Genomic DNA, 23,533 nt, shown 5'->3' with positions numbered 1-23,533 from the left:
CATACGCCGGGCGTCTCGGGGCGGAGCGCCCGCGCGCCCCCGGGGTGGCCCCCGACGCCCTGGCCGCAGCCCCCGACGGGACTTCCGGCTGGCGGCTCACCGGTGAGAAGTGCTGGATCTCCAACGCCCCCGAGGCCGACTTCTACACCGTGTTCGCCCGCACCACCCCCGGCGCCGGAGCCCGCGGCGTCACCGCCTTCCTCGTGCCCGCCGACCGGCCCGGCCTCACCGGCACCCCGCTCGACATGCTCTCGCCGCACCCCATCGGGGCCCTCGCCTTCGACGCCGTGCCGGTCACCGCGGACGACGTGCTCGGCGAACCGGACCGCGGCTTCCGGGTCGCCATGGACACCCTCAACCTGTTCCGCCCCAGCGTCGGCGCCTTCGCCGTCGGCATGGCGCAGGCCGCTCTGGACGCCACCCTCGCGCACACCACCGCCCGCGAGGCCTTCGGCGGCAGGCTGCGCGACCTCCAGACCGTCTCCCACCAGGTCGCCGAGATGGCCCTGCGCACGGAGGCGGCCCGGCTGATGGTGTACGCGGCGGCGACGGCGTACGACGCGGGCGCCCCGGACGTCCCCAAGCGCGCCGCGATGGCGAAGCTCCTCGCCACCGAGACCGCCCAGTACGTCGTCGACCAGGCCGTCCAGCTGCACGGCGCCCGCGCCCTGCGCCGCGGCCACCTCCTCGAACACCTCTACCGCGAGGTGCGCGCACCGCGGATCTACGAGGGCGCGAGCGAGGTGCAGCGCGGCATCGTCGCCAAGGAGCTGTACCGCACGCTCGACATGACGACCGAGGAGGCCGGAAGTTGACCGCCGAACGCCTGAACCCGCCCGAACTCTCCCCGCCCGCCGGCTTCTCCCACGCCGTCGTCGCCACCGGAACCCGCGTCGTGTTCCTGGCCGGGCAGACCGCCCTCGACACCGACGGCAAGGTCACCGGCGACACCCTCCCCGCCCAGTTCGCCCAGGCCCTCACCAACCTCCTCACCGCCCTGCGCGCCGCCGGCGGCACCCCCGCCGACCTCGCCCGGGTCACCGTCTACGCCACCGACGTCGCCGCCTACCGCACCCACGCCGGCGAACTCGGCCGCACCTGGCGCGAGCTGGCCGGCCGCGACTACCCGGCGATGGCCGTCGTGGAGGTGGTACGCCTCTGGGACGAACGGGCGCTGGTGGAACTCGACGGCTTCGCCGTACTGCCGTAGCCGCGAGGCCGCGGGCGGCGGTGTCGCGGCGGCCGGTGCGGACTCGCCACCGAAGGGGTGACGGTCACTGCCGTCGGCCGCTCCGCCCGGTACCAGTGGAACCCCTCATTCCGCACTATCGGGAGGTTCCCATGCCCGTACGGTCCGCCGCCCTCGCCACGGCCGCCGGCGCCGCCCTGCTCCTGCTCGCCGGTCCCGCCGCCTCGGCCGCACCCCACGACGCCCGCCTCGTCGCGGAGTCGGTGACCGTCGACCCCACCGGCCGCCTCGCCGCCGACGGCAGCATCACCCTCTCCGGCACCTACCGCTGCACCGGCGGCACCGGCCCGGTCTACGTCAGCTCCACCGTGAGCCAGAGCGACCCGTCCGTCCGCTACGGCGTCGGCGGCACCCGCGCGGTCTGCGACGGCCTGGAACACCGCTGGGTCAACACCGGCACGCCCGACACGGTCGTCCTCAAGCCCGGCGCGGCCCACGTCGAGGCCACCCTGATGGAGCTGCGCCCCATGGGCATCGCGCCGCTCCCGAGCTTCCACGCCCGGCACGGACAGGACGTGACACTGACGGCGGGCTGACCCGCGCGGTGGCCTTCGGCAGCCGTCCGGGCGGCGCGATCCGCGACACATTCCCTTCCATTCCCTTTTCTGGGCGTCGCCCCGGGGGGAATGGAAGGGAATTTCAGATTCGTTTCCCGGGGCCCGTGCCGGGCCGCGGTGAACGCACAGGATTCTGCCGCTGCTGCGGGAGCGACACCGGATCGGCGGCCGACTTGCCCGACGGTTCGTCACCCGGAGTGACCGTGGCGCGCTGCCGATGGCGCGGCACCGCGCGCCGGGGCGGCCGGGTGAGCGTGATCTGCCGGACGACCTGCTGGAAGCAGACCAGCGAGGCCAGGCCGGGCAGGGCGGCCGCCGCCGCGTCGGTGACGGTCCTGGGCGCCTGCGCGATGCACAGCAGCATCGCGATGGCCGAGAACAGCAGGACGACGGCCCAGGAGTGCACCGCGCGGCGCTGGTGCAGCGCGGCCCGCAGCACCGCCAGGGAGGCCACCAGCCACGGGCCGTAGACCAGCAGCGGCCACCAGGACACGACGCCGGCGCGGGTGCGGGTCACGGCGGCCAGCCGCAGCGGCTCGTAGGCCACCATGCCGCCGAACAGGCTCACGGAGGCCGCGATGACCGCGGCGAGCGCGGCGACGAACAGGCTCGCGGCGCGCAGCCGGCTCACCTTTCTCCCTCTGCGGACCCTGCGGTGACTCGTCGGGGACTCCCTCAACGGGGGCAGCTCCGCCGTGATCTCCTGCAGATTGCTCAGCGGTGTGCCCGGGGCGGGTGCGAGCGCCGAGGCGTCCGTCGCGGAGGCGACGCCGGTCCGGGTCTCCATCGCGTCCTGGAGCAGGAACGCGAGTTCCTCGGCCGGGTCCCAACCGGGTTCGGGCGGAACCAGCGTCTCCTGGAAGGCCGCCTCCGGCGCCCGGTGCCTGCCGGTGCCCGCGGTGCGGAACGGCCCTTCGCCGTACGGCATGTCGGGGTGTGTGTGTTCTTCGTACACGAGGTGCCGGTCACTCCGCCCGGGTGTACGTCAGGGAGCCCTGCGTCCGGCCCCACCGCTCGGCGAGACCGGTCTCCAGCTCGGTCATGACGTCGAGGAAGCGCTGCAGAACGGGTTCGGTCACCCGGAGCGGGACGAGGTGGCCGCCTCTGGTCAGAGTTCCGTCGCTCGGTGACGGACAGTGATCTCTGCCGGGCCTGTAGGTGTACGGGCCGAGCGCCGTCAATTCCCCGTGTTCCTCGGTCATATCCGAAGTAACGTCTGCCTACTCCGTCGGATGCGCGGCAGTCGAGTGAACGATTTCTGCGATACTTACCCAATCTCGAATTCACACCGGCTCGCCGGCGGCCCGGTACGAAAAGCGTCAGAGATGGTGCGAACGGGGGAAAGGGGCCGGCGGTAGCGGAGCGTCGCGAGTGACCTAGGCTGGCCGTGACCACGAAGAGCGCAGGAGCGGCGATGAGGCGAGCGGCACCCGGGCGGGCACCGGCCCTCCTGCGCGGTGTGCTGGCGCTGCTGGTGGCCGTGGTGGCGCTGCTGTGCGTCTTCGGGCACGTGGAACGCGCGGGACCGGGCACGCCGCAGTCCGCCGCGGAGCCGGCGCGCACACCGGTCGCCGCCGTCGCCGCGGTCGACGCCGCACCGTCGGACGGTGCGGAGGCACCCTGCCGCAAGAAGGGGATCGGCGACCACAGCGTGCAGCGGGCCGAGAATCCTCCGCCGTCCGCACCCCTGCCCCGCGCCCTGTCGCCGCACACCGGTTCCGCGCCTGTCGTCTCCCAGTACTTCGGCGCGGCGGCGGGCGGCCCGGACCCGCCGCCGTCCACCCTCCACTCCGTTCTGCGGATCTAGACCGGCCCGTCGGCCGCGTCCCTGAATCCTCGGAAACGGAGCTTCTTCGGCATGTCCTCTTCCCCGCGCTCCTGGCGGCGGGCGGGTACGGCACTGCGTGCTTGGCGGTCTGGGCAGTGGACCGTGGCGGGCGCGGGTGCGCTGGCCACGGCGGTGCTGGTCGGCGCGCCCACCGACGTGCTGCCCAATCCGCTGTTCGGCCGGTCGGTCCCCGTGCAGTGGTGGAACTACCCGGCCCTGGCCGTCACGGCCGCACTCGCCGGCATCGTCCTGAGCACCTATGTGCGCCCGCCCGCCGCGCGCCGGCCCGCGTCGCCCGCCCCGCAGCCGCACACCGCCGACGGCGGCCGGCTCGGCGCGGTCGGCGGGGTGCTGTCCTTCTTCGCGGTCGGCTGCCCGGTCTGCAACAAACTCGTCCTCGTGCTCCTCGGAGCCTCCGGCGCCCTGACCTACTGGGCTCCGCTGCAGCCGCTGCTGGCCGTGCTGTCGGCGGGACTGCTGGCTGAGGCCGCGCTGCGACGCCTCTCCTTCGAGACCGAGTGCCCGGTCACGCCGTCGGCCTGACCCGCGGCCCGGTGCGCACACCCCCGCTTCTCTTCTCCTCCTCGACCACTTGAGGTACCCCATGACTGGATCCACCCCGTCCCCTTCCGCGGCCCCGGCCCGCCGCAGCCGCAGGCGGACCGCCGGCGCCGTGGCGGTGCTCGTCGCGGCCGCGGTCACCGCGGCCTTCGCCCTCACGCTCGACGACTCGGGCGACCGCAAGGAGAAGGCCGGCGAACCCGCCGCCGTCACCGGCTCCGCCGACCCCGCACCCGCCGACGAGAGCCTGCCGGCCCTCGCCCGGCGCGAAGCGTCCGACCCGCTGGCGGTCGGACCCGCCGACGCCCCGGTCGTGCTGATCGAGTACTCCGACTTCCAGTGCCCGTTCTGCGGCCAGTTCGCCCGCACGACCGAGCCCGAACTGCTGCGCTCGTACGTGGAGAAGGGGATCCTGCGCATCGAATGGCGCAACTTCCCCATCTTCGGCGAGGAGTCCGAGCGGGCCGCGCTGGCCGGCTGGGCGGCCGGGCAGCAGCAGAAGTTCTGGGAGTTCCACGAGGTCGCCTACGGCAAGCCGCGCGAACGCAACACCGGGGAGTTCGACGCCGAGCACCTCGTCGCCATGGCCCGTGAGGCGGGAGTCGCCGACATCGAGCGCTTCCAAGCCGACCTGGCGTCCGACCGGGCCCGCGACGCCGTGCTCAAGGACCAGCAAGAGGGCTACCACCTGGGCGTGACCAGCACCCCGGCGTTCCTGGTCAACGGCAGGCCGATCCTGGGGGCCCAGCCCACGGACACCTTCAAGTCGGCCGTCGAGAAGGCGGCGCAGGCGGCGAAGACGGCGAAGGCGGCCGGACGGTGAGCGAGGCCGGCCTGGCGACGGCCTTCCTCGGCGGGCTGCTGGCCCTGCTCAGTCCGTGCAGCGCCCTGCTGCTGCCCGCCTTCTTCGCCTACTCCTTCACCAGCCGCACCCGACTGGTGGCCCGCACCGGCCTGTTCTACGCCGGACTGTGCATGACGCTGGTACCGCTCGGCGTGGCCGGCTCGTTCGCCAGCCGCCTCTTCTACGGCCACCGGGACACCCTGGTGACCGTGGGCGGGTGGACGGTCATCGCCCTGGGCGCGGCCCAGATCGCCGGGCTGGGCTTCGGCTCCCGCCGGATGGCGCAGGCCGCGGGCGGACGCCGGTCGGGCTCGGCGCTGTCGGTCTTCGCCCTGGGGGCGGTGTACGGGCTGGCGGGCTTCTGCGCGGGTCCGATCCTCGGCGCCGTCCTCACCGTGGCGGCCGTGGACGGCGACCCCTTCCACGGCGGGGTGCTGCTCGCCGTCTACGCGCTGGGCATGGCGGTCCCGATGTTCCTGCTGGCGCTGCTCTGGGACCGGTTCGACCTGGGACGCAGGCGCTGGCTGCGGGGCCGGACCTTCCGGGCGGGCCCGGTGACCCTGCACAGCACCGCTCTCGTCGGCGGCCTGTTCTTCATCGCGCTCGGGGCGGCGTTCCTGGCCTTCGACGGCACCTCGGCACTGCCGTCGGTGCTGGGCACCGAGACCGAGTTCGCCCTGGAGGAACGGCTGTCCGGCATCGGCGCGGCGGTGTCCGACCGGGTGCTCCTCCTGGTCCTGGCCGGGGCGGCCGCGCTGACCGCCCTGCTGGTGCTGCTCCGCCCGCCCGGTCGGCGCGGGGCACGGCCGGCACCGGAAGGGGAACCGGCCGGGTATGAGTGACGGGCCTGCGCACGGCCTGCGCGCCGCTCAGCGTCTGAAGTCCGTCTCCTCGACCCGGGTCCGCACCGTGCGGCCGCTCTCCCACGCGTTGGCGCCCGGGGCCACCTCCGGCACGGGGATGTCCGCCCGGTTGTCCCGCTTCGCCGACGTCGACAGGCCGAGCCTGTCGTCCCGGGCCCGGATCATCTCGTCCGACGCCTGGCCGTCCTCGGTGAAGCCCATCATCAGCTGGGGGATGCCGTACGGGAAGTCGTCGCGGTCGTACTGCCAGGTGTGGAACGTCTTGCCGTACGTGGTGACGAGGTCCTCGAAGTAGGCGTGCTCGGCCAGGCCGGGGATGCCGGGGGCGGTGAGGATGCCGGACTTCACCTCGTAGTGGTGGCTGTGCCACAGCCGCTTCTCGTCCTCGGGCAGCGCCCGGAAGCGCTCCTCGCTGATGATGTACTCGATGCCGATCAGGCGGGCGTCGGGAGCATTGCGGTCGAAGATCACGCACTGGTGCAGGTCGTGCTGGAGATGGATGCAGAAGTGCGTGGCCTCCACCTGCCGCCCCATGTCGTCGGCGTACATGTGGAAGCCGTTGAGGTAGGTGCTCATCGCCTCCAGCGGATACTTCCGCTGCATGGATCCGGCCGCCAGGTCCAGCGCGCGGTGCTTGAGCGGGTGTCCCTTGCCGATCCTGCCGATCGTGGCCGCCTTGCGGCCCAGCAGCAGGCCGGCGGCGGCCGTCACGCCCGCCGCGGCACCGATGCCCATGGCCGCGGCCGGGCCCCGGCGGGAGGCGGGTGAGCGGTTCGTGCCCAGTGTGAGTCTCATGGACGGCGGGTCCCCGGTACCGGGTGGCCGTAACGGGAGGGCCACCCGGCGGTGGCCGGAAGTCGCACCCTGTGCACCCCTCCGGCTGGGCATAGCACCTCGTGAGGGAAACGGAGGCGCCCGGTGGCGGACGCCCCGTCCGGCGGGAAGGGATGTGCTGTGCACGAAGCGTCTTCTGCGGCATCACCGGAAGAGGCCGGGGCCGGCCGACGGGCCGGGAGGTCACCGGTGTCGCGCCGCGGCTTCCTGGCCGGCGCCGGCGCCGCGGTGGCCCTGACGTCGTTGACCGGTCCGAGCGCCGTCGCGGCCGGCCCCCGCGCAGGAGGCACGGACACCGTGCGGCTGCACGAGGCCACCACCTTCGGGGCACGGATCTCGCCGGACGGCCGGTGGATCGCCCTGGACCTGCTGGGGGTCCTGTGGGTGATGCCGGCGTCCGGCGGGCCCGCGCGGCGGCTGACCGGCGACCTGTTCGACATCGCGCAGCCCGACTGGTCGCCGGACGGCGGCCGGCTGGTCTTCCAGTCCTACCGCGACGGCGTCTTCAACCTCTGGACCGTACGGCCCGACGGGGGCGGACTGCGGCAGTTGACCGAGGGCCCCTTCGACCACCGGGAGCCCCGCTGGTCGCCGGACGGACGCACGATCGTCTTCTCGGGCGACGCGCCGGGCAGCTACGCGATCCAGACGTACGACGTCGGCAGCGGACGGATCGACGTGCTCACCGACGGCCCCGGTGAGGAGTACGAGCCGGCCTGGTCGCCGGACGGCGGCCGGGTGGCCTTCGTGGTGGACGACACCCGTGTCGACGTGCTGGACACCGGCACCGGCCGGCGCACCACCCGTCTCACGGTGCCCGCCGGACAGGTCATCCACCAGCCGGAATGGACCCCGGACGGAACCGCTCTGGTCCACCACCTCACCCACGACGGGCGCTGCCGGCTGATGACCGGTGACACACCCCTGGTGGACGACCAGGAGGCGTTCCCGTTCCGGGTGTCCTGGCTCGATGCCGCGCGCTTCCTCTACACCGCGGACGGCCGGATCCACGTGCGCTCGCTGACCGGCTCGGGCACCCGGACCATCGGCTTCTCCGCCGCCGTCACCACCCGCAGACCGAGGTACACCAGGCGCCGGACCGACTTCGAGAGCACCGCGCCGCGGCCCGTGCGCGGCATCGGCAGCCCGGTACTGTCCCCCGACGCGGAGCACGTCGCCTTCCGGGCGCTCAACGACATCTACGTCATGAGGATCGGCCGTGCGCCGCGGCCCCTGACCCGCGACCACTGGTGGAAGTGCGACCCCGCCTGGTCGCCCGACGGGAGGCTGCTGGCCTACTCCACGGACCGCGGCGGGACCCTGGACATCTGGATCAGGGACCTCGCCACCGGCCGGGACCGGCAGCTGACCGACCTCGGCAGCAGAGCGGCCCTGTCGGCGGCCTGGTCGCCGGGCGGCGAGGAGATCGCCTTCCTGGACCAGGACGGCGCGCTGTGGACCGCAGACGTGGCGAGCGGCGCCGTGCGCCAGGTCTTCACCGCGACCTTCGAACCCGGCAGGCCCACCTGGTCGCCCGACGGCAGGACGATCGCCCTGGCGGCGGTGAAGCCGTACTCGGCCAGGTTCCGCGAGGGGCTGAGCCAGATCCTGCTCGTCGACAAGGCCACGGGGCGGGGCAGATACGTCGAGGCCGTGCCCGGCCGCTCGATCCAGACCCGGGGGGACGACGGACCGGTCTGGTCCCCGGACGGCAGGCGCATGGCGTTCGCGGTCGCCAGCGTCCTGTACACCGTGGACGTCGCCCCGGACGGAACGCCGGCCGGTGAACCCCGGCGGATCACCGACGAGGTGACCGACGCGCCGTCCTGGAGCGGCGACTCCGCGCACCTCCTGTACCTGAACAACGGCAGGCTCCGCCTGGTACCGGCCGACGGCGGGCGTCCGCGCACGGTCGCCGTACCGCTGACCTGGACCGCCGTCCGGCCGCCGGCGCGCACCGTGGTCCACGCGGGCCGGATGTGGGACGGCCTGCGCCGGGAAGTCCGCCGCGATGTCGACATCGTCGTCGAAGGACACCGGATCAAGGCCGTGGAGCCGCACGCCGAGGGGCGGGCCGGCAGGCGCGTCGACGCCCGCGACCGGCTGGTGATGCCCGGACTCATCGACATGCACCACCACCGGGAGATGCAGGGCTACGCCTACGGCGACCGGCAGGGACGGCTCTGGCTCTCCCTGGGCGTGACCACCACCAGGTCCCCGGGCAGCCCCGCCTACCACATGGTCGAGGAGCGCGAAGCCACCCGTTCCGGCGCCCGGATCGCGCCCAGGTACTTCGCGACCGGCGAAGCGGTCGACGGGCCGCGCATCTACTACAACTTCATGCGCCCCACGTTCACCGACGCCCAGCTGAAGCTCGAACTGGAGCGGGCGGAAAGCCTGGAGTACGACCTCGTGAAGTGCTACGTCCGCCTGCCGGTCATGTGGCACAAGCGCGTGGTCGCCTTCGCGCACGGCGCCGGTATCCCCGTCACCTCGCACTACCACTACCCGGCCATGGCCTTCGGCGGCGACGGGACGGAACACACCGGGGCCACGAACCGCTTCGGCTACTCGCGCACCGTGACACCGCTAGGAACGGGCCACTCCGACGTCACCGACCTCTTCGTCGCCTCGGACATGGCCCGCACGCCGACCCTCTTCGGTTCGGCCACCCTGTACCGGGAGGACAAGTCCCTGGTCGAGGACCGCCGGGTGCGGACACTCAACCCGCCGTGGCGGACGGCCGCCCTCCGGGAGAGCGCGGACGCCGCGAGCCGGACCGACCAGACCGCCCGGCGGGCGAACCTCAGGGCGCAGGTCCGCCAGGCCCTCGACATCTACCGCCGGGGAGGCCGGATCGTGGCCGGCACCGACGCCCCGATCGACCACGCGGCGGTCAGCCTGCACATGAACCTGCGTGCCATGGCCACCTACGGGTTCACCCCGTACGAGGCCCTGACGACCGCGACCAGCCTGGCGGGCGAGACCCTGCACGAGGACGTGGGCCGGATCGCCCCCGGCATGTACGCCGACCTCGCCGTCGTCGACGGTGATCCGCTCACCGACATCAAGGACGCCGCCAACGTCGAACAGGTCCTCGTGTCGGGAATCGTCCACACCGTCGACTCCCTGATGCGGCCGTTCGCCGAACCCCCGGCAGCCGGCCTCCGCAAGCCGGGGGGCAGCAGCACCGTGCTGCCCCCCGTGCCCGAACACCCGGCCAACAGCGGCTTCTGGTGGCACGGGCACGCGTACGTCGAGGAGGCCCGGCACGCCTGCTGCAACGGGTGAGACGGGCCGCAGGCGCAGTTCCGGCGGAAGCGATCAGCACGCCGTCCGGAAGGAGTCCAGACGTACGGGTGCGGCGGTGCGGGCCGTGATGTGCTCCGCGGTGATGCCGGGGGCGGTTTCCACCAGGGCGAGCCCGTCGGCGGTGACGTCGAGGACGCCGAGGTCGGTGATGATGCGCTGGACGCACCGCTCGCCGGTGAGGGGGAGGGTGCAGTCCTCGAGGATCTTGGGGGAGCCGTCCTTGGCGGTGTGTTCCATGAGGACGACGACGCGGCGGGCGCCGTGCACCAGGTCCATGGCACCGCCCATGCCCTTGACCGTCTTCCCGGGGATCATCCAGTTGGCCAGGTCACCTCGCTCGGAGACCTGCATGGCACCGAGCACGGCGGTGTCGATGTGGCCGCCGCGGATCATGCCGAAGGAGAGCGCGGAGTCGAAGAAGCTCGCGCCGGGCAGCACGGTGACGGTCTCCTTGCCCGCGTTGATCAGGTCGGGGTCGACCTGGTCCTCGGTGGGGTAGGGCCCGGTGCCGAGGATGCCGTTCTCGGAGTGCAGGACGACGTGGACGCCGGGCGGGAGGTGGCCGGGGACGAGGGTGGGCAGGCCGATGCCGAGGTTGACGTAGGAACCGTCGGTGAGTTCGGCGGCGGCGCGGGCGGCCATCTGGTCGCGGGTCCAGGGCATCAGGAACGTACCGTCCTCTTCTCGATCTGCTTGTCGGCGGCCTCGTCGGGGCTGAGCGCCACGATCCGCTGCACGTAGATGCCGGGCAGGTGGACGGCGCCGGGGGCCAGTTCGCCCGGTTCAAGCAGTTCCTCGACCTCGGCGACGGTGACGCGGCCGGCCATGGCGGCGAGCGGGTTGAAGTTGGCGGCGGCGCGGCGGAAGACCAGGTTGCCGTGGCGGTCGCCGCGCCAGGCCCGTACGAGGGCGTAGTCGGTGGTGATGCCGTGCTCCAGGACGTGCGGGCGGCCGGCGAAGTCCCGGGTCTCCTTGGGCGGGGAGGCGAAGGCGACCGTCCCGTCGGGCGCGTACCGCCAGGGCAGCCCGCCCCTGGCCACCTGGGTGCCGACACCGGCCGGCGTGTAGAAGGCGGGGATGCCGGCGCCGCCCGCGCGCAGGCGCTCGGCGAGGGTGCCCTGGGGAGTCAGTTCCACCTCCAGCTCCCCGCTGAGGTACTGGCGGGCGAACTCCTTGTTCTCGCCGACGTAGGAGCCGGTGACCCGGGCGATACGGCCGGCGGCGAGCAGGACGCCCAGGCCGCGGCCGTCCACGCCGCAGTTGTTGGAGACGACCTGCAGACCGGACGCGCCCTGCTCGTACAGGGCGCGGATCAGTACCTCGGGTACGCCGCCGAGGCCGAAGCCGCCGACGGCGAGCGAGGCACCGGACGGGATGTCGGCGACGGCCTCTGCGGCACTGCCGCGGACCTTGTTCACGTGCGGGGGTTTCCTTTCAGGGGGTGGCGCCGGGCAGGACCGCCGACCAGCCGCCGTCGACGACGAGGTTGGCGCCCGTGATGTACGAGGCCTCGTCCGAGGTGAGGAAGACGGCCGCGTTGACCACGTCGTCGGGTGTGCCGGTGCGGCCGAGGGGGATGTGCCGGGCGATGGAGTGCATCGGGTGGTCCTCGGCGAGGAGGTCGGCACGGGAGCCTTCGGTGTCGATCATTCCGGGGCTGACGCAGTTGGCGCGGACACCGTACGGGGCGCCCTCGGCGGCCAGTTGGCGGGTCAGGGCGATCACGCCGCCCTTCGACGCGGAGTGGGCGGTGCGCCGGTTGGTGAGCGAACCGGTCAGGCCGGCGGTGGAGCCGACGGTGAGGACGCAGCCACGACCGGCGACCAGGTGCGGCCAGGCCGCCTTGACGGTCAGCCACACCGAGTCCAGCTCGGCGCGCACCGTGAAGGCGAAGTCCTCGTACGGCTGGCCGTCGATCGTGCCGAAGCGGACCGCGCCGGCGTTGGCGTAGACGATGTCGACGCCGCCGAAGGCGTCGACGGCCTCCGCCACCCAGGAGCGCACGGACTCCTCGTCGGTGACGTCGAGCGGCCCGGGGGTCAGAGCGGTGCCGCCCGCACGGGCGATCAGCCGCTGGGTGTCCAGGGCTTCCTCGTGCAGCAGGTCGCCGCCGACCACGAGCGCACCCTCGGCCGCGAAGCGCAGGGCGGCCGCCCGGCCCTGACCGCGGGCCGTGCCGGAGATCAGGGCGACCTTGCCCTCCAGCCGCTTCACGAGGCCCCCTCGCGCAGCGCGTCGGAGACCGACTTGACGCCGCCGTGCGCGGTGAGCCCGCCGTCGACGGGGATCTCGGCGCCCGTGATGAACGAGGACTCGTCCGACAGCAGGAAGACCACCAGCGGAGCGACCTCGTCGACCGTTCCGGTGCGGCCGAGCGGGGTCTCGCGGATGTTGGCCGCCCGGAAGGCGGGCGCCGCGGATGCGGTCATCTCCGTCTCGATGTAGCCGGGGTGGACGGTGTTGACGCGGATGCCGCGCGGGCCCAGTTCCAGCGCGGCGGTGTGCGACAGGCCCCGCAGCGCCCATTTGCTGGTCGTGTAGGCGACCGGGTAGTGGGCCGTGAGGGCCGCGGACGAGCCGACGTTGACGATCGAGGAGCCCGCCGGCATGAGCGGTGCGAGGTGCTGGATGCCCAGCAGCGGGCCGGTCACGTTGACCGCGTGGACGCGCGCCATGTCCTCGGGGCGCACCTCGCCGACGCGGGCCCGCCAGGTGATGCCCGCGTTGTTGACCAGGCCGTGCACCTGCCCGTACGACTCCCGCAGCTCGGCCGCCAGTTCGGCCCAGTCCCGCTCGCTGGAGGCGTCGAGGCGGCGGCAGCCGCCCGTCGGCCGTACGTCGGTGGCGATCACCCGTGCGCCTTCCCGGGTGAGCGCCTCCGCCTCGGCGGCGCCCTGACCACGGGCCGCGCCGGTGACCACGACGACCTTGCCGAGCAGCCTCTTGGGGTGCAGTCCGGTCACGGCCGCTCCCGGGAACGGCGCCTGCCGGCGGGCAGCGGTACCGGATCCGCGCCGGGCACGACGGTGCTGGACACGCTGCCGATCCCTTCCACGCGGAGGGTGACGGTGTCACCCGGCTTCAGGGGCGGCGGGGTCTGCTCGCCGCGCCGGCCCCAGAGTTCGGCGAGGCAGCCGCCGTTGCCGCAGGTGCCGGAGCCCAGGACGTCCCCGGGCACGACCCGGGTGCCGCGCGAGGCGTAGGCGGTCATCTCCTCGAAGGTCCAGCTCATGTGGGACAGCAGGTCCCGGCCGACGACCTCGCCGTTGACCTCCGCGGTCAGCGCCAGGCGCAGGAAGCCGTCGGCGTCCCGGAACGGCTCCAGCTCGTCGGCGGTGACCAGGTACGGGCCCAGCGTGGTGGCGGTGTCCTTGCCCTTGCAGGGGCCGAGGCCGACCTTCATCTCGGCGGACTGGAGGTCCCTGGCGGACCAGTCGTTGAAGACGGTGTATCCGACGATGTGGTCGCGGGCCTGCTCGGGGGTGAGGTCACGGCCCTCGCGGCCGATGACCGCGGCGACCTCCAGCTCGAAGTCCAGGACGCCCGACCCGGGCGGGACGGGGATGTCGTCGTGCGGGCCGTAGACCGCGTGCGGGTTGGTGAAGTAGAACGTCGGTGCCGCGTACCACTGCTCCGGCACACCTGCCGTGCCGTCCACCGATCTGCGGACGCCCTCGACGTGCTCCTCGAAGGTGACGAAGTCCCGGACGGAGGCGGGCTGGAGCGGGGGCAGCAGGCGGACCTGCGACACGTGCGGGCCGGGCGGCACGTCGAGCGCCGCCGCGCCCGCGGCGAGCAGTCCGGGCAGCCCGCCGGACTCCCGCAGCAGGCCGGCGAGCGACGTGACGCCGGGCAGTGGCAGCAGGGTGCCGTCGTCCTCCACGACGGCCACGTGGCGGCGGTGATGGTGTTCGTAGGCGGCGAAACGCATGGTGCGGCTCCTGGCGGGCGGGGCCCGGGGGCGCGGCGGGGCTGAGTCAGGGCAGGTGACAGGGCCGGCCGCGCCCCCGGGAGCGGGGGTGTGATCAGACCGGCGGGGCGACGAAGACGCCGCGGTCGGGGTCGTTGAACGACTCCTTGGCGACGAGTTCGTTCATGGGGTTGGCGGTGCCCCACTGGTCGGTGACCTCCGGCTGGGAGAAGTCGTAGACGTGGGGGTGCCAGGTGTCCTCGTCGAGGAGTTCCAGCTCGGTGGTGTACTCGATGGTGTTGCCGTGCGGGTCGAGGAAGTAGGTGAAGGTGTTGTCCCCGGCCAAGTGCCGGCCCGGACCCCAGATCTTCCGGTAGCCGGCCCGGATGACGCGCCCGGAGCCGCGCATGTACTCGTCGAGGCCGCGCATCTCGAAGGAGACGTGGTGCAAGGAGGTGTGCGGGCCCTTGGCGAGGGCCATGGAGTGGTGCTGGTTGCTGATCCGCATGAAGTGCATCGCCTCACCCATCCGCGGGTGCATCAGGGTGTCGGACAGCGCGAAGCCGAGGTGCCGCTCGTACCACGCGCGGGTGCGGTTCAGGTCGGGGGAGTTGAGCACGACGTGGGAGAGCTTGACCGGGATGGCCTCCTTCTCCTCGATCTTGCGGTGCTGCCTGACCTCGACGTCGGCGGAGACCTCGATGGTGCGGCCGTCGATGTCGAAGAAGCGGAAGCCGTAGCCGCCGCCGGGGGTGTCGATCCTGCCCGGCCGGGAGATCAACTGCACGCCCCCGGCCAGCAGCCGCTCGGCGAGGGTGTCGACGTCGGCGGCGCTCGCGGCGCCGTAGGAGACGACGTCGAGGCGCTTCTCGTCGGCCTTGCGCAGCCGTACGACGTACTGCTCCGGGGAGCCCTCGGCGGCCAGGAAGGAGATGCCGGAGTCCTCGGCGACCTTGGTCAGGCCCCAGACGCCGGAGTAGAAGTCGAGTTGCTTGTCGTAGTCGGGCACGGCCAGGTCGACGTGCCGGAGATGGGTGAGCAGACGCATGGGAATCACTCCAGGGAGAGCAGGGCGGCGGCGTTGCCGCCTCGTACGGCGTCGAAGTCGGTGCGGGGGAGCCGGGCGGCGCGCAGGGCGCCGACGGGATCCTCGGTGCCCATGTCGAAGGGGAAGTCCGAGCCGAGCAGCACCCGGTCCGCCCCGGCGGCCCGGACCAGCTCCCGCAGCACGTGCGGGTCGTGGACGAGGGAGTCGAAGTACAGGCGCTTCAGGTAGCTGCTGGGCAGGTGGGCGCAGCCCGCGCCGGCGTCGGAGCGGGCCGACCAGGCGTGGTCGCTGCGGCCGATGTGGGTGGGCAGGTAGCCGCCGCCGTGCGCGGCGATCACCTTCAGCCCCGGGTACCGGTCGAGCACCCCGGAGAAGATCAGGTGGGACACCGCGACGGCGTTCTCCACCGGCTGGCCGACCGTGTTGGACAGGTACCACCGGTCCAGCCGCTCGTCGAGCGTGCAGCCGAAGGGGTGCAGGAAGAGGAGCGCGCCGGTCTCCTCGGCCCGGGCCCACAGGTCTTCGTAGGCCGGGTCGGAGAGTTCGCGCCCGGGGGCGTGGCTGGAGATCTCCACCCCGGCCAGCCCCTGCTCCAGGGCGTGGTCCAGGGCGTGGACCGCCAGGTCCGGGTGCTGGAGCGGCACCAGGCCGAGCCCGCGCAGCCGGTCGGGCGCGGCCCGGCAGTGCGCCGCCGTCGACTCGTTGGCCAGCAGGTACACCTTCCGGGCGGTCTCCTCGTCCGCCCAGTAGTGGTAGTGCGACGGGGAGGGACTGACGAGTTGCACGTCCACGCCCTGCGCGTCCATCGCCGCCAACCGCACGGTGGGGTCGGTCAGTCGCGGGACGCGTTCGCGCACCATGGGCCCGTTGACGGCCAGGGCGGCGGGACCGTTGCGCCGGGCGTCCAGGGCCTTCGCCTCCCCGTGTCCCGGGAGGCCGGCCACCAGTGCCTCGACCTCGGGCAGCAGGACGTGCGCATGGACGTCGACGGTGGGCGTGCTCACGGCAGCTCCCGGAGCATCGTCATGGTGCGGCCCATCAGGCCCGGCACGTCCGCGTCACGGACGCCGTCCAGCTGCCACTGCCCGATCTGCACGGACGCCTCGACCACCGGGCGGACGCGGGCCACGCGGCGCTCGTGGTAAGCCTGGAAGAGGGCGTCGTCCCAGGTGTCCGAGGCGGTCAGCAACTGGGCGAGCACCCAGGCGTCCTCCAGGGACAGGGCCGCGCCCTGCGCGAGGGTCGGCGGGCAGCAGTGCGCCGCGTCCCCGGCCAGCACGACCCGGCCGCGGTGCCAGGAGCCCTCGACCAGCATCCGGTCGAACCAGGTGTAGTTGACCTTCGCCGGGTCGGTGATGTGCTCGGTGATCTCCGGCCAGAAGCCGCCGTAGGAGGAGGCCAGCCGGCGCATCTCGTCCGCGTACGACTCCGGCGGGACGGCGGCCCGGTCGCGGTTGGCCTCGACGACGTACGCGTACAGGGTGGTGTCGCTGGTGGGGCAGTACCCGGCGATGTAGGCCGGGCCGCCGTAGGCGAGGTCGGTGCGGGTCAGGCCGGCCGGGCGTGGGGCGGCGACCCGCCAGATGGCCATGCCGGTCGGTTCGGGCTTCGCCGTGATGCCGATCGCCGCCCGCGTGGTGGAGCCCATGCCGTCGGCGGCGACGACGAGGTCGTACCGGCCCTCACCGCCGTCGGAGAACCGTATCGAGACGCCGTCCGCGTCCTGGCCGAGGATCTCGGCGGTCGTGCCGAGCCGCACGGTGGCGCCGCTGGCCCGTACGGCGTCGATCAGGATCCGCTGGAGCTGCGGTCGCTGCATGCCGACGGTGGCGGGCAGGTCGTCGCCGCCCGTGCGCAGGTCGCGGGCGACGTGCAGGACGGTGCCGTCGGGGGCGGTGATGCCGACGGAGCCGAAGCCGAAGCCGGACTCCTTCACCCGTTCCCAGACGCCGAGTTCGCGCAGGACGCGCAGGGCGTTGCCCTGGAGGGTGATGCCGGATCCCGCGGTGGCGTTCCAGTCGTCCTTGGCCTCGATCAGGTCCACCGCGATTCCGGCGCGGCGCAGGAAGACCGTCGCGGCGTTGCCTGCGGCGCCACCTCCGACCACCAGGACCTTACGGGCTGTGCTCATGAGGGAACTCCCTTGTTCCGTACGTTACTTCACGGCGATCGGGTTGACGGGCGAGCCGACCGCCCCGGTGATCGGCAGCGGCGCGGCGGTGAGCCAGAACTCGTACCCGCCGTCGGCGGCGCAGTCCTCGGCGAGCGCCTCCAGGTCCCACATCTCGCCGATCAGCAGGCCGATGTTCGGGATGGCCACCTGGTGCAGCGGCTGGAAGGCGTGCTCGAACTCGTTCGGCCGGACCTCGAAGCCCCAGGTGTCGGTGGCGATCGCGGCGATCTCCGTACGGTGCAGCCAGCCGGCCGTGGTGAACGACAGTCCCGGTGCGGGACCGCCCGCGTAGTTGCCCCAGCCCTCGCGGCGGACCCGGGCGAGCTGCCCGGTCCGTACGACGACGATGTCCCCGCGCCCCACCCTCACCCCGTGCGCCTCGGCGGTGGCGGTCAGGTGCTCCTCGGTGATCGCGAAACCGTCCGGCAGCTCGCCGCCCTCACCGGCCACCCGTCCGACGTCCAGCAGGACGCCGCGCCCGGCGACGTGCGGGGCCATGTGCTCGATGCCGGTGACGAGATCGCCGTCGGAGGTGACGACCTTCTCGGCGGGGCGGCCGTTCCACGCCTTGCCGTGGTCGAAGATGTGACCGAGCCCGTCCCACTGGGTGGAGCACTGCAGCGGCATCGCGATGACGTCGTCGGCGCCGCCGATGCCGTGCGGGAAGCCCTGGTTGCCGAGGGCCGCGTCGGTGCCGGTGTCCAGCATGGTGTGCACCGGATTGGTCCGGCGCCGCCAGCCCTGCTGCGGGCCGTTCATGTCGAACCGCTGGGAGAGCGAGAAGCTGACGCCCCGCCGTACCAGCGCCGCGCCCGCACGGCGCTTGTCCTCGTCCAGGAAGTTCAGGGTGCCGAGCCGGTCGTCCTCGCCCCAGCGCCCCCAGTTCGAGTACGCCTCGGCGGCTTCGGCGATCGCGCCCTCGGGGTCATGACGGTTCACGCGGCGCCCTCCGCGACACAACGGGTGCGCTGCACCCCGAGACCGGTGACCGTGCCCTCCATGACATCGCCGTCGCGCAGCAGCCGCCCCCAGTGCATGCCGTTGCCGGCCGGGCTCCCGGTCAGCACCAGGTCTCCGGGCAGCAGCCGGGCCGTCTGCGAGGCGTAGGACACCATGCGCGCGACGTCGAAGATCATGTCCGCGGTGGATTCGTCCTGCATGGTCTCGCCGTTGAGCCTGAGCGTGACGCGGAGGTCGTCCGGGTTCGCGACCGACTCGGCGGGCACGATCCACGGGCCGAGCGGGGTGAAGCCGGGGGCGTTCTTGCTGCGCAGCCAGTCGGTGCCGATCTGCGGCATGTCCCGGCGGAAGACGGTGGCGCGGTCGGTGAGGTCGTTGGCGATCGTGTAACCGGCGACGTGGTCCAACGCGTCTTCGACCCGGACCCGGTGGGCGGGGCGGCCGATGACCACCGCCAGCTCCAGCTCCCAGTCCGGCTGCCCGGCCCACGCGGGCAGGACGACGTCGTCGTACGGGCCGGTGATCGCACTGGGCAGCCCGATGAAGACGTACGGCAGGTCCTCGGCCGCCCGCCGGTCCATGATCTTTGCCGCCTCCGCCCGCCGTGCCTCCTCCGGCCGGTCGTCACCGGGCGCCCGGTGCGCGACGTGCAGGTCGATGACGTGCTGCCGGTAGTTCGCCCCCGACTGGAACACCTGCCGCGGTGCCACCGGCGCGTGCACCCGCAGCTCCGCGACGGCCGTGCGGGGCAGACCGGTGTCGGCCGCCAGTGTGCGCAGCCGAGGCAGGGCCGTTTCCCAGCGCTCCAGCAGATCCACCACGGTCAGCCGTTCGTCGCCGAAGGCGTGCCGCAGGTCGAGGGCCCGGCCGTCGGGGGTGACCAGAGCGGGGAAGGCCGGCCCGTCCGGGGCCGAGAGGGTGGCGAGGGCGAACGGGCCGGCGAAGAGCGCGGACGCGGGTTCGGGTTTCACGGACATGTCCTCCTGATTGCGGTGGGACTAATCTGGACCCGCCGCCAGTGATCAGGGAAATAGATTCTGTGGATGACCGGCATCCACGCCGTTTATTCCCGCTGTTCGCCGCCCCAGCGCAAGGGACCGATCCGTGAACCTGACCCGTCTCGACCTCAATCTCGTCGTCGCGCTGCGCGCACTGCTCGAAGAGCGCAACGTCACCCGGGCCGGGCAGCGTGTCGGGCTGAGTCAGCCGGCCATGAGCGCGGCCCTCGCCCGGCTGCGGCGGCACTTCGACGACGACCTGCTCGCCCGGGTCGGCGGGCACTACGAGCTGACCGCGCTCGGCCAGGTCCTCCTGGACCGCACCGCCACCGCCTACGACGTGCTCGAACGCCTCTTCGCCAGCCAGGCGGACTTCGAACCGGCCAAGGAGAGCCGCGAGTTCAGGCTGGTGGCGTCCGACTACGCCGTCGCCGTCTTCGGCACCGAACTCGCCCGCGTCGTGCACGAGGAGGCGCCCGGCATCCGGCTCCGCTTCACCCAGACCCAGCCGACCGTCGTCGACGACACCGCCACCCTGCTCAGCGCCACCGACGGACTGCTCATGCCGCACGGCGTCATCAGCGACTTCCCCGCCACGGACCTCTACGAGGACCGCTGGGTCTTCCTCGTCGCCGACGATCACCCGGACGTCGGGGACCGGCTCACCCGGCACGACCTCGCCCGGCTGCCGTGGGTGACGTACCAGCGCACCTACGACGCACCCGCCGTGCGCCAGCTCGGCATGCTAGGCGTCGAGCCGCGCGTCGAGGTCTCCGTCGACAGCTTCCAGCTGCTGCCCCTGCTGGTCACCGGTACGCGGCGCATCGCCCTGATCCAGGCGCGGCTGGCGCGGCTGCTGATGCCGATCGCCGCCGTGCGGGTGATGGAGCCGCCCTACGAGGCGGTGCCGCTGCGCGAAGCGCTGTGGTGGCACCCGGTCCACACCCACGACGCGGCCCACATCTGGCTGCGCGAGACGGCGGCACGGGTCGGCGGCCACCTCGCCGGCGTCTCGTAGGCGGGAGCCGCCGGCCGGCGCCGGCGCGCCATCCGTCCCGTGGATGGGGCGCATCGGCACTTTCGATGACCCAGAGGATTCCGCTGGGTGCGGGCGCGCTGCACAGTGGCGCATACGTCACCGACCAGGGGGCCCGCCCGCGACGGCATGCGGCCACGTCCGCCGGAGCACGGCCCCGACTGCCGGGCCGTGCCGGCCGGCGGTGACGTACACACCTGTCACCCGTGGGAGAGGAATCCGCCATGCCCGCTTACCGGTCGGACAGCTTGAGGCGCGGCATCGGCGTCGCCCCGGCGCACCGGTTCCAGTCCGCCGCGCCCGCCGTCGCACGGCTCACCGCGGGAGCCGTCGTCATGGTCCACGGCATCGACAAGCTCGCCGACGGACCGGCCGGGTTCGGTGCGTACCTGAGCGGAATGAGTGTGCCCGCGCCGACCGTGACGGCATGGGCGGTCGCGCTCGGGGAGACAGCCGGCGGCGCCTTCCTCGTCATGGGGCTGCTGTCACGGCTGACCGCGCTGCTGCTGTCGGTCCACCTGTGCCTGGCCATGGCGCTGGTCAACGCGGACACCGGGTTCATGACGCCCCAGCAGGGGACTGCGAGCGGCTCGGGGGCCGAGTTTCCGCTGGTGATGGTGGCGGCCCTGCTCGTCGTCCTGCTCGCCGGGCCCGGACCGCTCGCGCTCGACCGCGTCCTCGGCGTCGAAGCGGCCGCACCGGGGCGTCGCAGGCCCGGGTCCGGCCGGCCGTCCGCGGTGCGCGCGTCGGTCATCAGCGGCGCGATCGGCGGCGTGATCGGCGCGGTGATGAGCGCCCTGGTCAACTACCTGGCCGTCGGGCTGCCTTCCAGCGCCGGGGCGAACGCCGCCAACCACGCCGTGTCCGGACTGATCAGCGGCTTCCTCGCCGGGTTCCTCGGGCTGCTGACGCACCAGCGCCGCCACGGCCCCGGGGCGCGGCCCGCGGCCGGCCGAACCCCGTCCGCACCCGCCGCCTCGGCGCTGCCCGAGGCGTGACGGCCGGCCACCGAAAACCCCGCATCAGACACTTCACGCCCTCCTGGGAGACCCACCTGTGTGCCACGTTCTGAACCAAGTCGCCCGGCAGCCCGCGCCGTCCGGGAGGCCCGGCCGTCGCCGCATCCTGAAGACGCTGGGCGCGGCCACGGCGGCCGGCGCGCTGCTGCCTCTGAGTTCCACCGGCACGGCGTCCGCAGCCCCACGCCGCCACCGCACCCGCCTGGTGCTGCTGGGCACGGCGGGCGGCCCGGCCTGGCTCGACGGCGGACGCTGCGGTGTCTCGAGCGCGGTCGTGTACGAAGACCGTGTCTACCTCGTCGATCTGGGGCACGGCGCGATGCACCGGCTGGTGCAGAGCGGGCTCGGCGCCGGAGACGGGCTGGGGTCCGCCCTGTCACCCGTGCGCGGCATCTTCCTGACCCACCTGCACAGCGACCATGTCGCGGACTGGCCCGCGTTGTTCGCCACGGGCCCCACGAACGTCGTCGGCCGCGGCGACGACGCGATCCAGGTCTTCGGCCCGGGTGACCGCGGCGTACTGCCCGCCATGTTCCCTCCCGGTGCCCCCGCACCCGCCGTCTTCAACCCGGAGCGGCCCACGCCGGGCATCTCCGCGATGACCGCCTACCTCGGGCAGGCCTTCGCCACCGACTTCAACGGACGATCGAGAGAGAGCGGCTTCACCCGCCCCGACGACCTGTTCTCCGTACACGACGTGGACCTGGGCGGCGTCTGGACCGTCGACCCGGCCGGGAAGCCGCCGCGTCTCAAGGCGCCCCTGCCGCTCTGGGAGGACGGGGACGTCCGCGTCACCGCCACGCTGGTCGACCACGCCCCGACCGCCCCGGCCTTCGCCTTCCGCTTCGACACGCCCGACGGCTCGATCGTCTTCTCCGGCGACACCTGCGTCAGCGCCAACCTGATCGACCTGGCGCGGGACGCCGACGTTCTGGTCCACGAGGTGATCGACCCGCGATTCGTGGATCAGCTCGTGGCCGCCCTGCCCGCATCCCAGCGGGACGCGATGCGCGAGCACCTCCTCACCAGCCACACCACGATCGACCAAGTGGGACGGGACGTCGCGGAACCGGCGGGAGCCAGACAGCTGGTCCTCAACCACCTGGTCCCGGCGACGAATCCGGCCCGCCGCTGGAGAGCCGCGCAGCGCGGCTACTCCGGCCGGCTCGTCGTGGGCGAGGACCTGCTCACCGTCGGTGTCGGACGGGCGCGCTCGTAGACCAAGGCGTCCCCCGTCGCCGGGCCGGCAGGCCGCCGACGGCGGCGGCCGAGCCGGGGGAAGACGTCCTCCCGTACGGCGCGCACGCTGTGGCCGACGAGGGTGCGCAGCGCCGGCCACAGCTCCAGGAGCAGGTCCCGGCCGAGGTAGCGGGGCGGGCCACCGCGCAGGCCCTCGTGCGGGAGGTATTCGGCTCCGCAGGGTGATGAAAGGCGAACGGCGGGTGGCCGGCTCTGTGAGGGCGCGCACAGGGCTCACGTCACACAGGGCCGGGGTTAGTAGACGCCCGACGGCCGCTCGCCCGCGCGGTGGTCGGCCGCCCGGGCGAGTCGGGCGGCCGGTCTGCGAAGCGGCGTAGTAGGTCACACACTTGTCGCGGCGCCCAGGCGTTCCGCAGTGTGTTCGGCGTACCGGGGAGCCGAGCGCCGGGACCGGACGGGAAGAACCCGTCCGCGATCCAGACACCGGCCCTGATGACGCGAAGCCGCGTCCAACGCGGACACCGCGTCGCCGACCCCCCGTCGGCCTCCCCATCACGTCCCCGAGTGGAGAGGTACACCCATGCACGCCACCCTGCGCCGCCCCAGCATCCGCAAGTCCGCCGTGGCCTCCCTCGCCGCCGCGGGCGCCGCCGCGGTCACCCTCACCCTCGCCCCGAGCCCGGCGCACGCCGCCGAGCCGGCCAAGGCCTCCACCGCGCAGAGCCAGGCCCAGACCGACAAGATCGAGGCCATCGTCAAGGCCGGCAAGAAGAAGCACGGCAACGACCTCGACGGCTGGATCCGCACCGCTCTGGACGTCATGGACGTCAAGAACATCCCGGGCACCTACGAGGGCCTGCACCGCAACATCATGCGCGAGTCGTCCGGCAACCCGCAGGCGCAGAACAACTGGGACGTGAACGCCCAGAACGGCATCCCCTCGAAGGGCCTGCTCCAGACGATCCAGCCCACCTTCGACGCCTACCACGTCAAGGGCACCAAGGACTCCATCACCGACCCGGTCGCCAACATCGTCGCCGCCTGCAACTACGCGGCCGACAAGTACGGCTCCATGGACAACGTCGACTCCGCCTACTGACCGGCGGACCCACGAACCGCCTGAGCCCCAGGGACGACCGGT

Annotated in this window: 24 protein-coding genes; 12 read left to right on the top strand and 12 right to left on the bottom strand. The window is 73.0% G+C overall.

From position 1 onward, the window contains the following. The 3 genes from K7854_RS35005 to K7854_RS34995 all read left to right on the top strand — a co-directional run. Positions 1 to 815, top strand: an 815-nt coding sequence (locus K7854_RS35005) for an acyl-CoA dehydrogenase family protein (protein ID WP_226030586.1), incomplete at its 5' end; no start/stop codon positions are given. Continuing rightward, entirely contained in the window at positions 812 to 1,210 is a 399-nt protein-coding gene (locus K7854_RS35000) for a RidA family protein (RefSeq protein ID WP_226030585.1), read from the top strand. The genes K7854_RS35005 and K7854_RS35000, both read left to right, overlap by 4 nt. Positions 1,211 to 1,341: 131 nt before the next feature. Then, on the top strand, positions 1,342 to 1,785 hold the full coding sequence (locus tag K7854_RS34995) for a DUF6299 family protein (protein WP_226030584.1): 444 nt from the start codon (positions 1,342 to 1,344) through the stop codon (positions 1,783 to 1,785). A gap of 103 nt (positions 1,786 to 1,888) precedes the next feature. Here K7854_RS34995 and K7854_RS34990 read toward each other — a convergent pair whose 3' ends face one another. Then, entirely contained in the window at positions 1,889 to 2,734 is an 846-nt protein-coding gene (locus K7854_RS34990; protein ID WP_226030583.1) for a DUF2637 domain-containing protein, read from the bottom strand. Positions 2,735 to 3,220: 486 nt separating this feature from the next. Between K7854_RS34990 and K7854_RS34985 the strand changes: the two genes are divergently transcribed. From K7854_RS34985 to K7854_RS34970, 4 genes are all read left to right on the top strand, one after another. Further along, complete coding sequence (locus tag K7854_RS34985; RefSeq protein ID WP_226030582.1) at positions 3,221 to 3,613, top strand: hypothetical protein; 393 nt, start codon at positions 3,221 to 3,223, stop codon at positions 3,611 to 3,613. 51 nt (positions 3,614 to 3,664) lie between these two features. Next, positions 3,665 to 4,177, top strand: coding sequence for a hypothetical protein (locus K7854_RS34980; RefSeq protein WP_226030581.1), 513 nt, complete (start codon positions 3,665 to 3,667; stop codon positions 4,175 to 4,177). 61 nt (positions 4,178 to 4,238) lie between these two features. Then, positions 4,239 to 5,018, top strand: a complete 780-nt coding sequence (locus K7854_RS34975; protein ID WP_226030580.1) for a DsbA family protein — start codon at positions 4,239 to 4,241, stop codon at positions 5,016 to 5,018. After that, entirely contained in the window at positions 5,015 to 5,881 is an 867-nt protein-coding gene (locus K7854_RS34970) for a cytochrome c biogenesis CcdA family protein (RefSeq protein ID WP_226030579.1), read from the top strand. Before K7854_RS34975 ends, K7854_RS34970 begins: the two co-directional genes overlap by 4 nt. 27 nt (positions 5,882 to 5,908) lie before the next feature. On the opposite strand, the gene K7854_RS34965 is transcribed toward K7854_RS34970, so the two are convergent. Then, complete coding sequence (locus tag K7854_RS34965) at positions 5,909 to 6,697, bottom strand: OBAP family protein (protein WP_226030578.1); 789 nt, start codon at positions 6,695 to 6,697, stop codon at positions 5,909 to 5,911. A 228-nt stretch (positions 6,698 to 6,925) separates the two neighbouring features. Between K7854_RS34965 and K7854_RS37730 the strand changes: the two genes are divergently transcribed. After that, positions 6,926 to 10,027, top strand: coding sequence for an amidohydrolase family protein (locus K7854_RS37730; protein ID WP_226030577.1), 3,102 nt, complete (start codon positions 6,926 to 6,928; stop codon positions 10,025 to 10,027). A gap of 33 nt (positions 10,028 to 10,060) precedes the next feature. Here K7854_RS37730 and K7854_RS34955 read toward each other — a convergent pair whose 3' ends face one another. From K7854_RS34955 to K7854_RS34905, 10 genes are all read right to left on the bottom strand, one after another. Then, on the bottom strand, positions 10,061 to 10,711 hold the full coding sequence (locus K7854_RS34955) for a CoA transferase subunit B (protein WP_226030576.1): 651 nt from the start codon (positions 10,709 to 10,711) through the stop codon (positions 10,061 to 10,063). Further along, positions 10,711 to 11,466, bottom strand: a complete 756-nt coding sequence (locus tag K7854_RS34950) for a CoA transferase subunit A (protein ID WP_226030575.1) — start codon at positions 11,464 to 11,466, stop codon at positions 10,711 to 10,713. Before K7854_RS34950 ends, K7854_RS34955 begins: the two co-directional genes overlap by 1 nt. 16 nt (positions 11,467 to 11,482) lie before the next feature. Continuing rightward, positions 11,483 to 12,262, bottom strand: a complete 780-nt coding sequence (locus K7854_RS34945) for an SDR family NAD(P)-dependent oxidoreductase (RefSeq protein ID WP_308112601.1) — start codon at positions 12,260 to 12,262, stop codon at positions 11,483 to 11,485. Further along, a complete protein-coding gene (locus K7854_RS34935) occupies positions 12,259 to 13,011 on the bottom strand; it encodes an SDR family NAD(P)-dependent oxidoreductase (protein WP_226030574.1) in 753 nt (250 codons plus the stop codon). Before K7854_RS34935 ends, K7854_RS34945 begins: the two co-directional genes overlap by 4 nt. Further along, positions 13,008 to 13,979: a fumarylacetoacetate hydrolase family protein gene (locus tag K7854_RS34930; RefSeq protein ID WP_226030573.1), complete on the bottom strand. Its 972-nt coding sequence runs from the start codon at positions 13,977 to 13,979 to the stop codon at positions 13,008 to 13,010. Before K7854_RS34930 ends, K7854_RS34935 begins: the two co-directional genes overlap by 4 nt. A 94-nt stretch (positions 13,980 to 14,073) precedes the next feature. Then, positions 14,074 to 15,006: a VOC family protein gene (locus K7854_RS34925; RefSeq protein ID WP_226030572.1), complete on the bottom strand. Its 933-nt coding sequence runs from the start codon at positions 15,004 to 15,006 to the stop codon at positions 14,074 to 14,076. Positions 15,007 to 15,011: 5 nt separating this feature from the next. Beyond that, a complete protein-coding gene (locus K7854_RS34920; protein WP_226030571.1) occupies positions 15,012 to 16,010 on the bottom strand; it encodes an amidohydrolase family protein in 999 nt (332 codons plus the stop codon). Then, entirely contained in the window at positions 16,007 to 17,137 is a 1,131-nt protein-coding gene (locus K7854_RS34915; RefSeq protein ID WP_226030570.1) for an FAD-dependent oxidoreductase, read from the bottom strand. The genes K7854_RS34920 and K7854_RS34915 overlap by 4 nt, the downstream gene beginning before the upstream one ends. 24 nt (positions 17,138 to 17,161) lie before the next feature. Further along, positions 17,162 to 18,118, bottom strand: a complete 957-nt coding sequence (locus K7854_RS34910; protein WP_226030569.1) for a cyclase family protein — start codon at positions 18,116 to 18,118, stop codon at positions 17,162 to 17,164. Further along, a complete protein-coding gene (locus K7854_RS34905) occupies positions 18,115 to 19,116 on the bottom strand; it encodes a fumarylacetoacetate hydrolase family protein (RefSeq protein WP_226030568.1) in 1,002 nt (333 codons plus the stop codon). Before K7854_RS34905 ends, K7854_RS34910 begins: the two co-directional genes overlap by 4 nt. Positions 19,117 to 19,243: 127 nt before the next feature. On the opposite strand from K7854_RS34905, the gene K7854_RS34900 reads away from it, so the two are divergent. The 4 genes from K7854_RS34900 to K7854_RS34885 all read left to right on the top strand — a co-directional run bounded on the left by K7854_RS34900 (position 19,244) and on the right by K7854_RS34885 (position 23,491). After that, on the top strand, positions 19,244 to 20,155 hold the full coding sequence (locus tag K7854_RS34900; protein ID WP_226030567.1) for a LysR family transcriptional regulator: 912 nt from the start codon (positions 19,244 to 19,246) through the stop codon (positions 20,153 to 20,155). A gap of 242 nt (positions 20,156 to 20,397) precedes the next feature. Beyond that, the gene (locus K7854_RS34895) at positions 20,398 to 21,171 is read left to right on the top strand and encodes a DoxX family protein (RefSeq protein ID WP_226030566.1); all 774 of its coding nucleotides are present in this window, start codon (positions 20,398 to 20,400) and stop codon (positions 21,169 to 21,171) included. A 58-nt stretch (positions 21,172 to 21,229) separates the two neighbouring features. Then, positions 21,230 to 22,411, top strand: a complete 1,182-nt coding sequence (locus K7854_RS34890) for an MBL fold metallo-hydrolase (protein ID WP_226030565.1) — start codon at positions 21,230 to 21,232, stop codon at positions 22,409 to 22,411. A gap of 561 nt (positions 22,412 to 22,972) precedes the next feature. Then, positions 22,973 to 23,491 carry a transglycosylase SLT domain-containing protein gene (locus K7854_RS34885; RefSeq protein ID WP_226030564.1) on the top strand — a complete coding sequence of 173 codons (519 nt, stop codon included), beginning with the start codon at positions 22,973 to 22,975 and terminating at the stop codon, positions 23,489 to 23,491. Positions 23,492 to 23,533: the final 42 nt, after the last annotated feature.

It is taken from the genome of Streptomyces hyderabadensis (assembly GCF_020404845.1).
Classification (GTDB): Bacteria; Actinomycetota; Actinomycetes; order Streptomycetales; family Streptomycetaceae; genus Streptomyces; species Streptomyces hyderabadensis.
Note: the sequence above shows the minus strand (reverse complement) of the source record. Positions and strands in the feature narration are given on the sequence as shown.

Excerpts from the sequence above, each read along its gene's own strand:
- K7854_RS34995 (WP_226030584.1), top strand. The coding sequence starts at position 1,342 with ATGCCCGTACGGTCCGCCGCCCTCGCCACGGCCGCCGGCGCCGCCCTG.
- K7854_RS34990 (WP_226030583.1), bottom strand. The coding sequence starts at position 2,734 with ATGCCGTACGGCGAAGGGCCGTTCCGCACCGCGGGCACCGGCAGGCAC.
- K7854_RS34985 (WP_226030582.1), top strand. The coding sequence starts at position 3,221 with ATGAGGCGAGCGGCACCCGGGCGGGCACCGGCCCTCCTGCGCGGTGTG.
- K7854_RS34980 (WP_226030581.1), top strand. The coding sequence starts at position 3,665 with ATGTCCTCTTCCCCGCGCTCCTGGCGGCGGGCGGGTACGGCACTGCGT.
- K7854_RS34975 (WP_226030580.1), top strand. The coding sequence starts at position 4,239 with ATGACTGGATCCACCCCGTCCCCTTCCGCGGCCCCGGCCCGCCGCAGC.
- K7854_RS34965 (WP_226030578.1), bottom strand. The coding sequence starts at position 6,697 with ATGAGACTCACACTGGGCACGAACCGCTCACCCGCCTCCCGCCGGGGC.
- K7854_RS34955 (WP_226030576.1), bottom strand. The coding sequence starts at position 10,711 with ATGCCCTGGACCCGCGACCAGATGGCCGCCCGCGCCGCCGCCGAACTC.
- K7854_RS34930 (WP_226030573.1), bottom strand. The coding sequence starts at position 13,979 with ATGCGTTTCGCCGCCTACGAACACCATCACCGCCGCCACGTGGCCGTC.
- K7854_RS34925 (WP_226030572.1), bottom strand. The coding sequence starts at position 15,006 with ATGCGTCTGCTCACCCATCTCCGGCACGTCGACCTGGCCGTGCCCGAC.
- K7854_RS34915 (WP_226030570.1), bottom strand. The coding sequence starts at position 17,137 with ATGAGCACAGCCCGTAAGGTCCTGGTGGTCGGAGGTGGCGCCGCAGGC.
- K7854_RS34905 (WP_226030568.1), bottom strand. The coding sequence starts at position 19,116 with ATGTCCGTGAAACCCGAACCCGCGTCCGCGCTCTTCGCCGGCCCGTTC.
- K7854_RS34895 (WP_226030566.1), top strand. The coding sequence starts at position 20,398 with ATGCCCGCTTACCGGTCGGACAGCTTGAGGCGCGGCATCGGCGTCGCC.
- K7854_RS34885 (WP_226030564.1), top strand. The coding sequence starts at position 22,973 with ATGCACGCCACCCTGCGCCGCCCCAGCATCCGCAAGTCCGCCGTGGCC.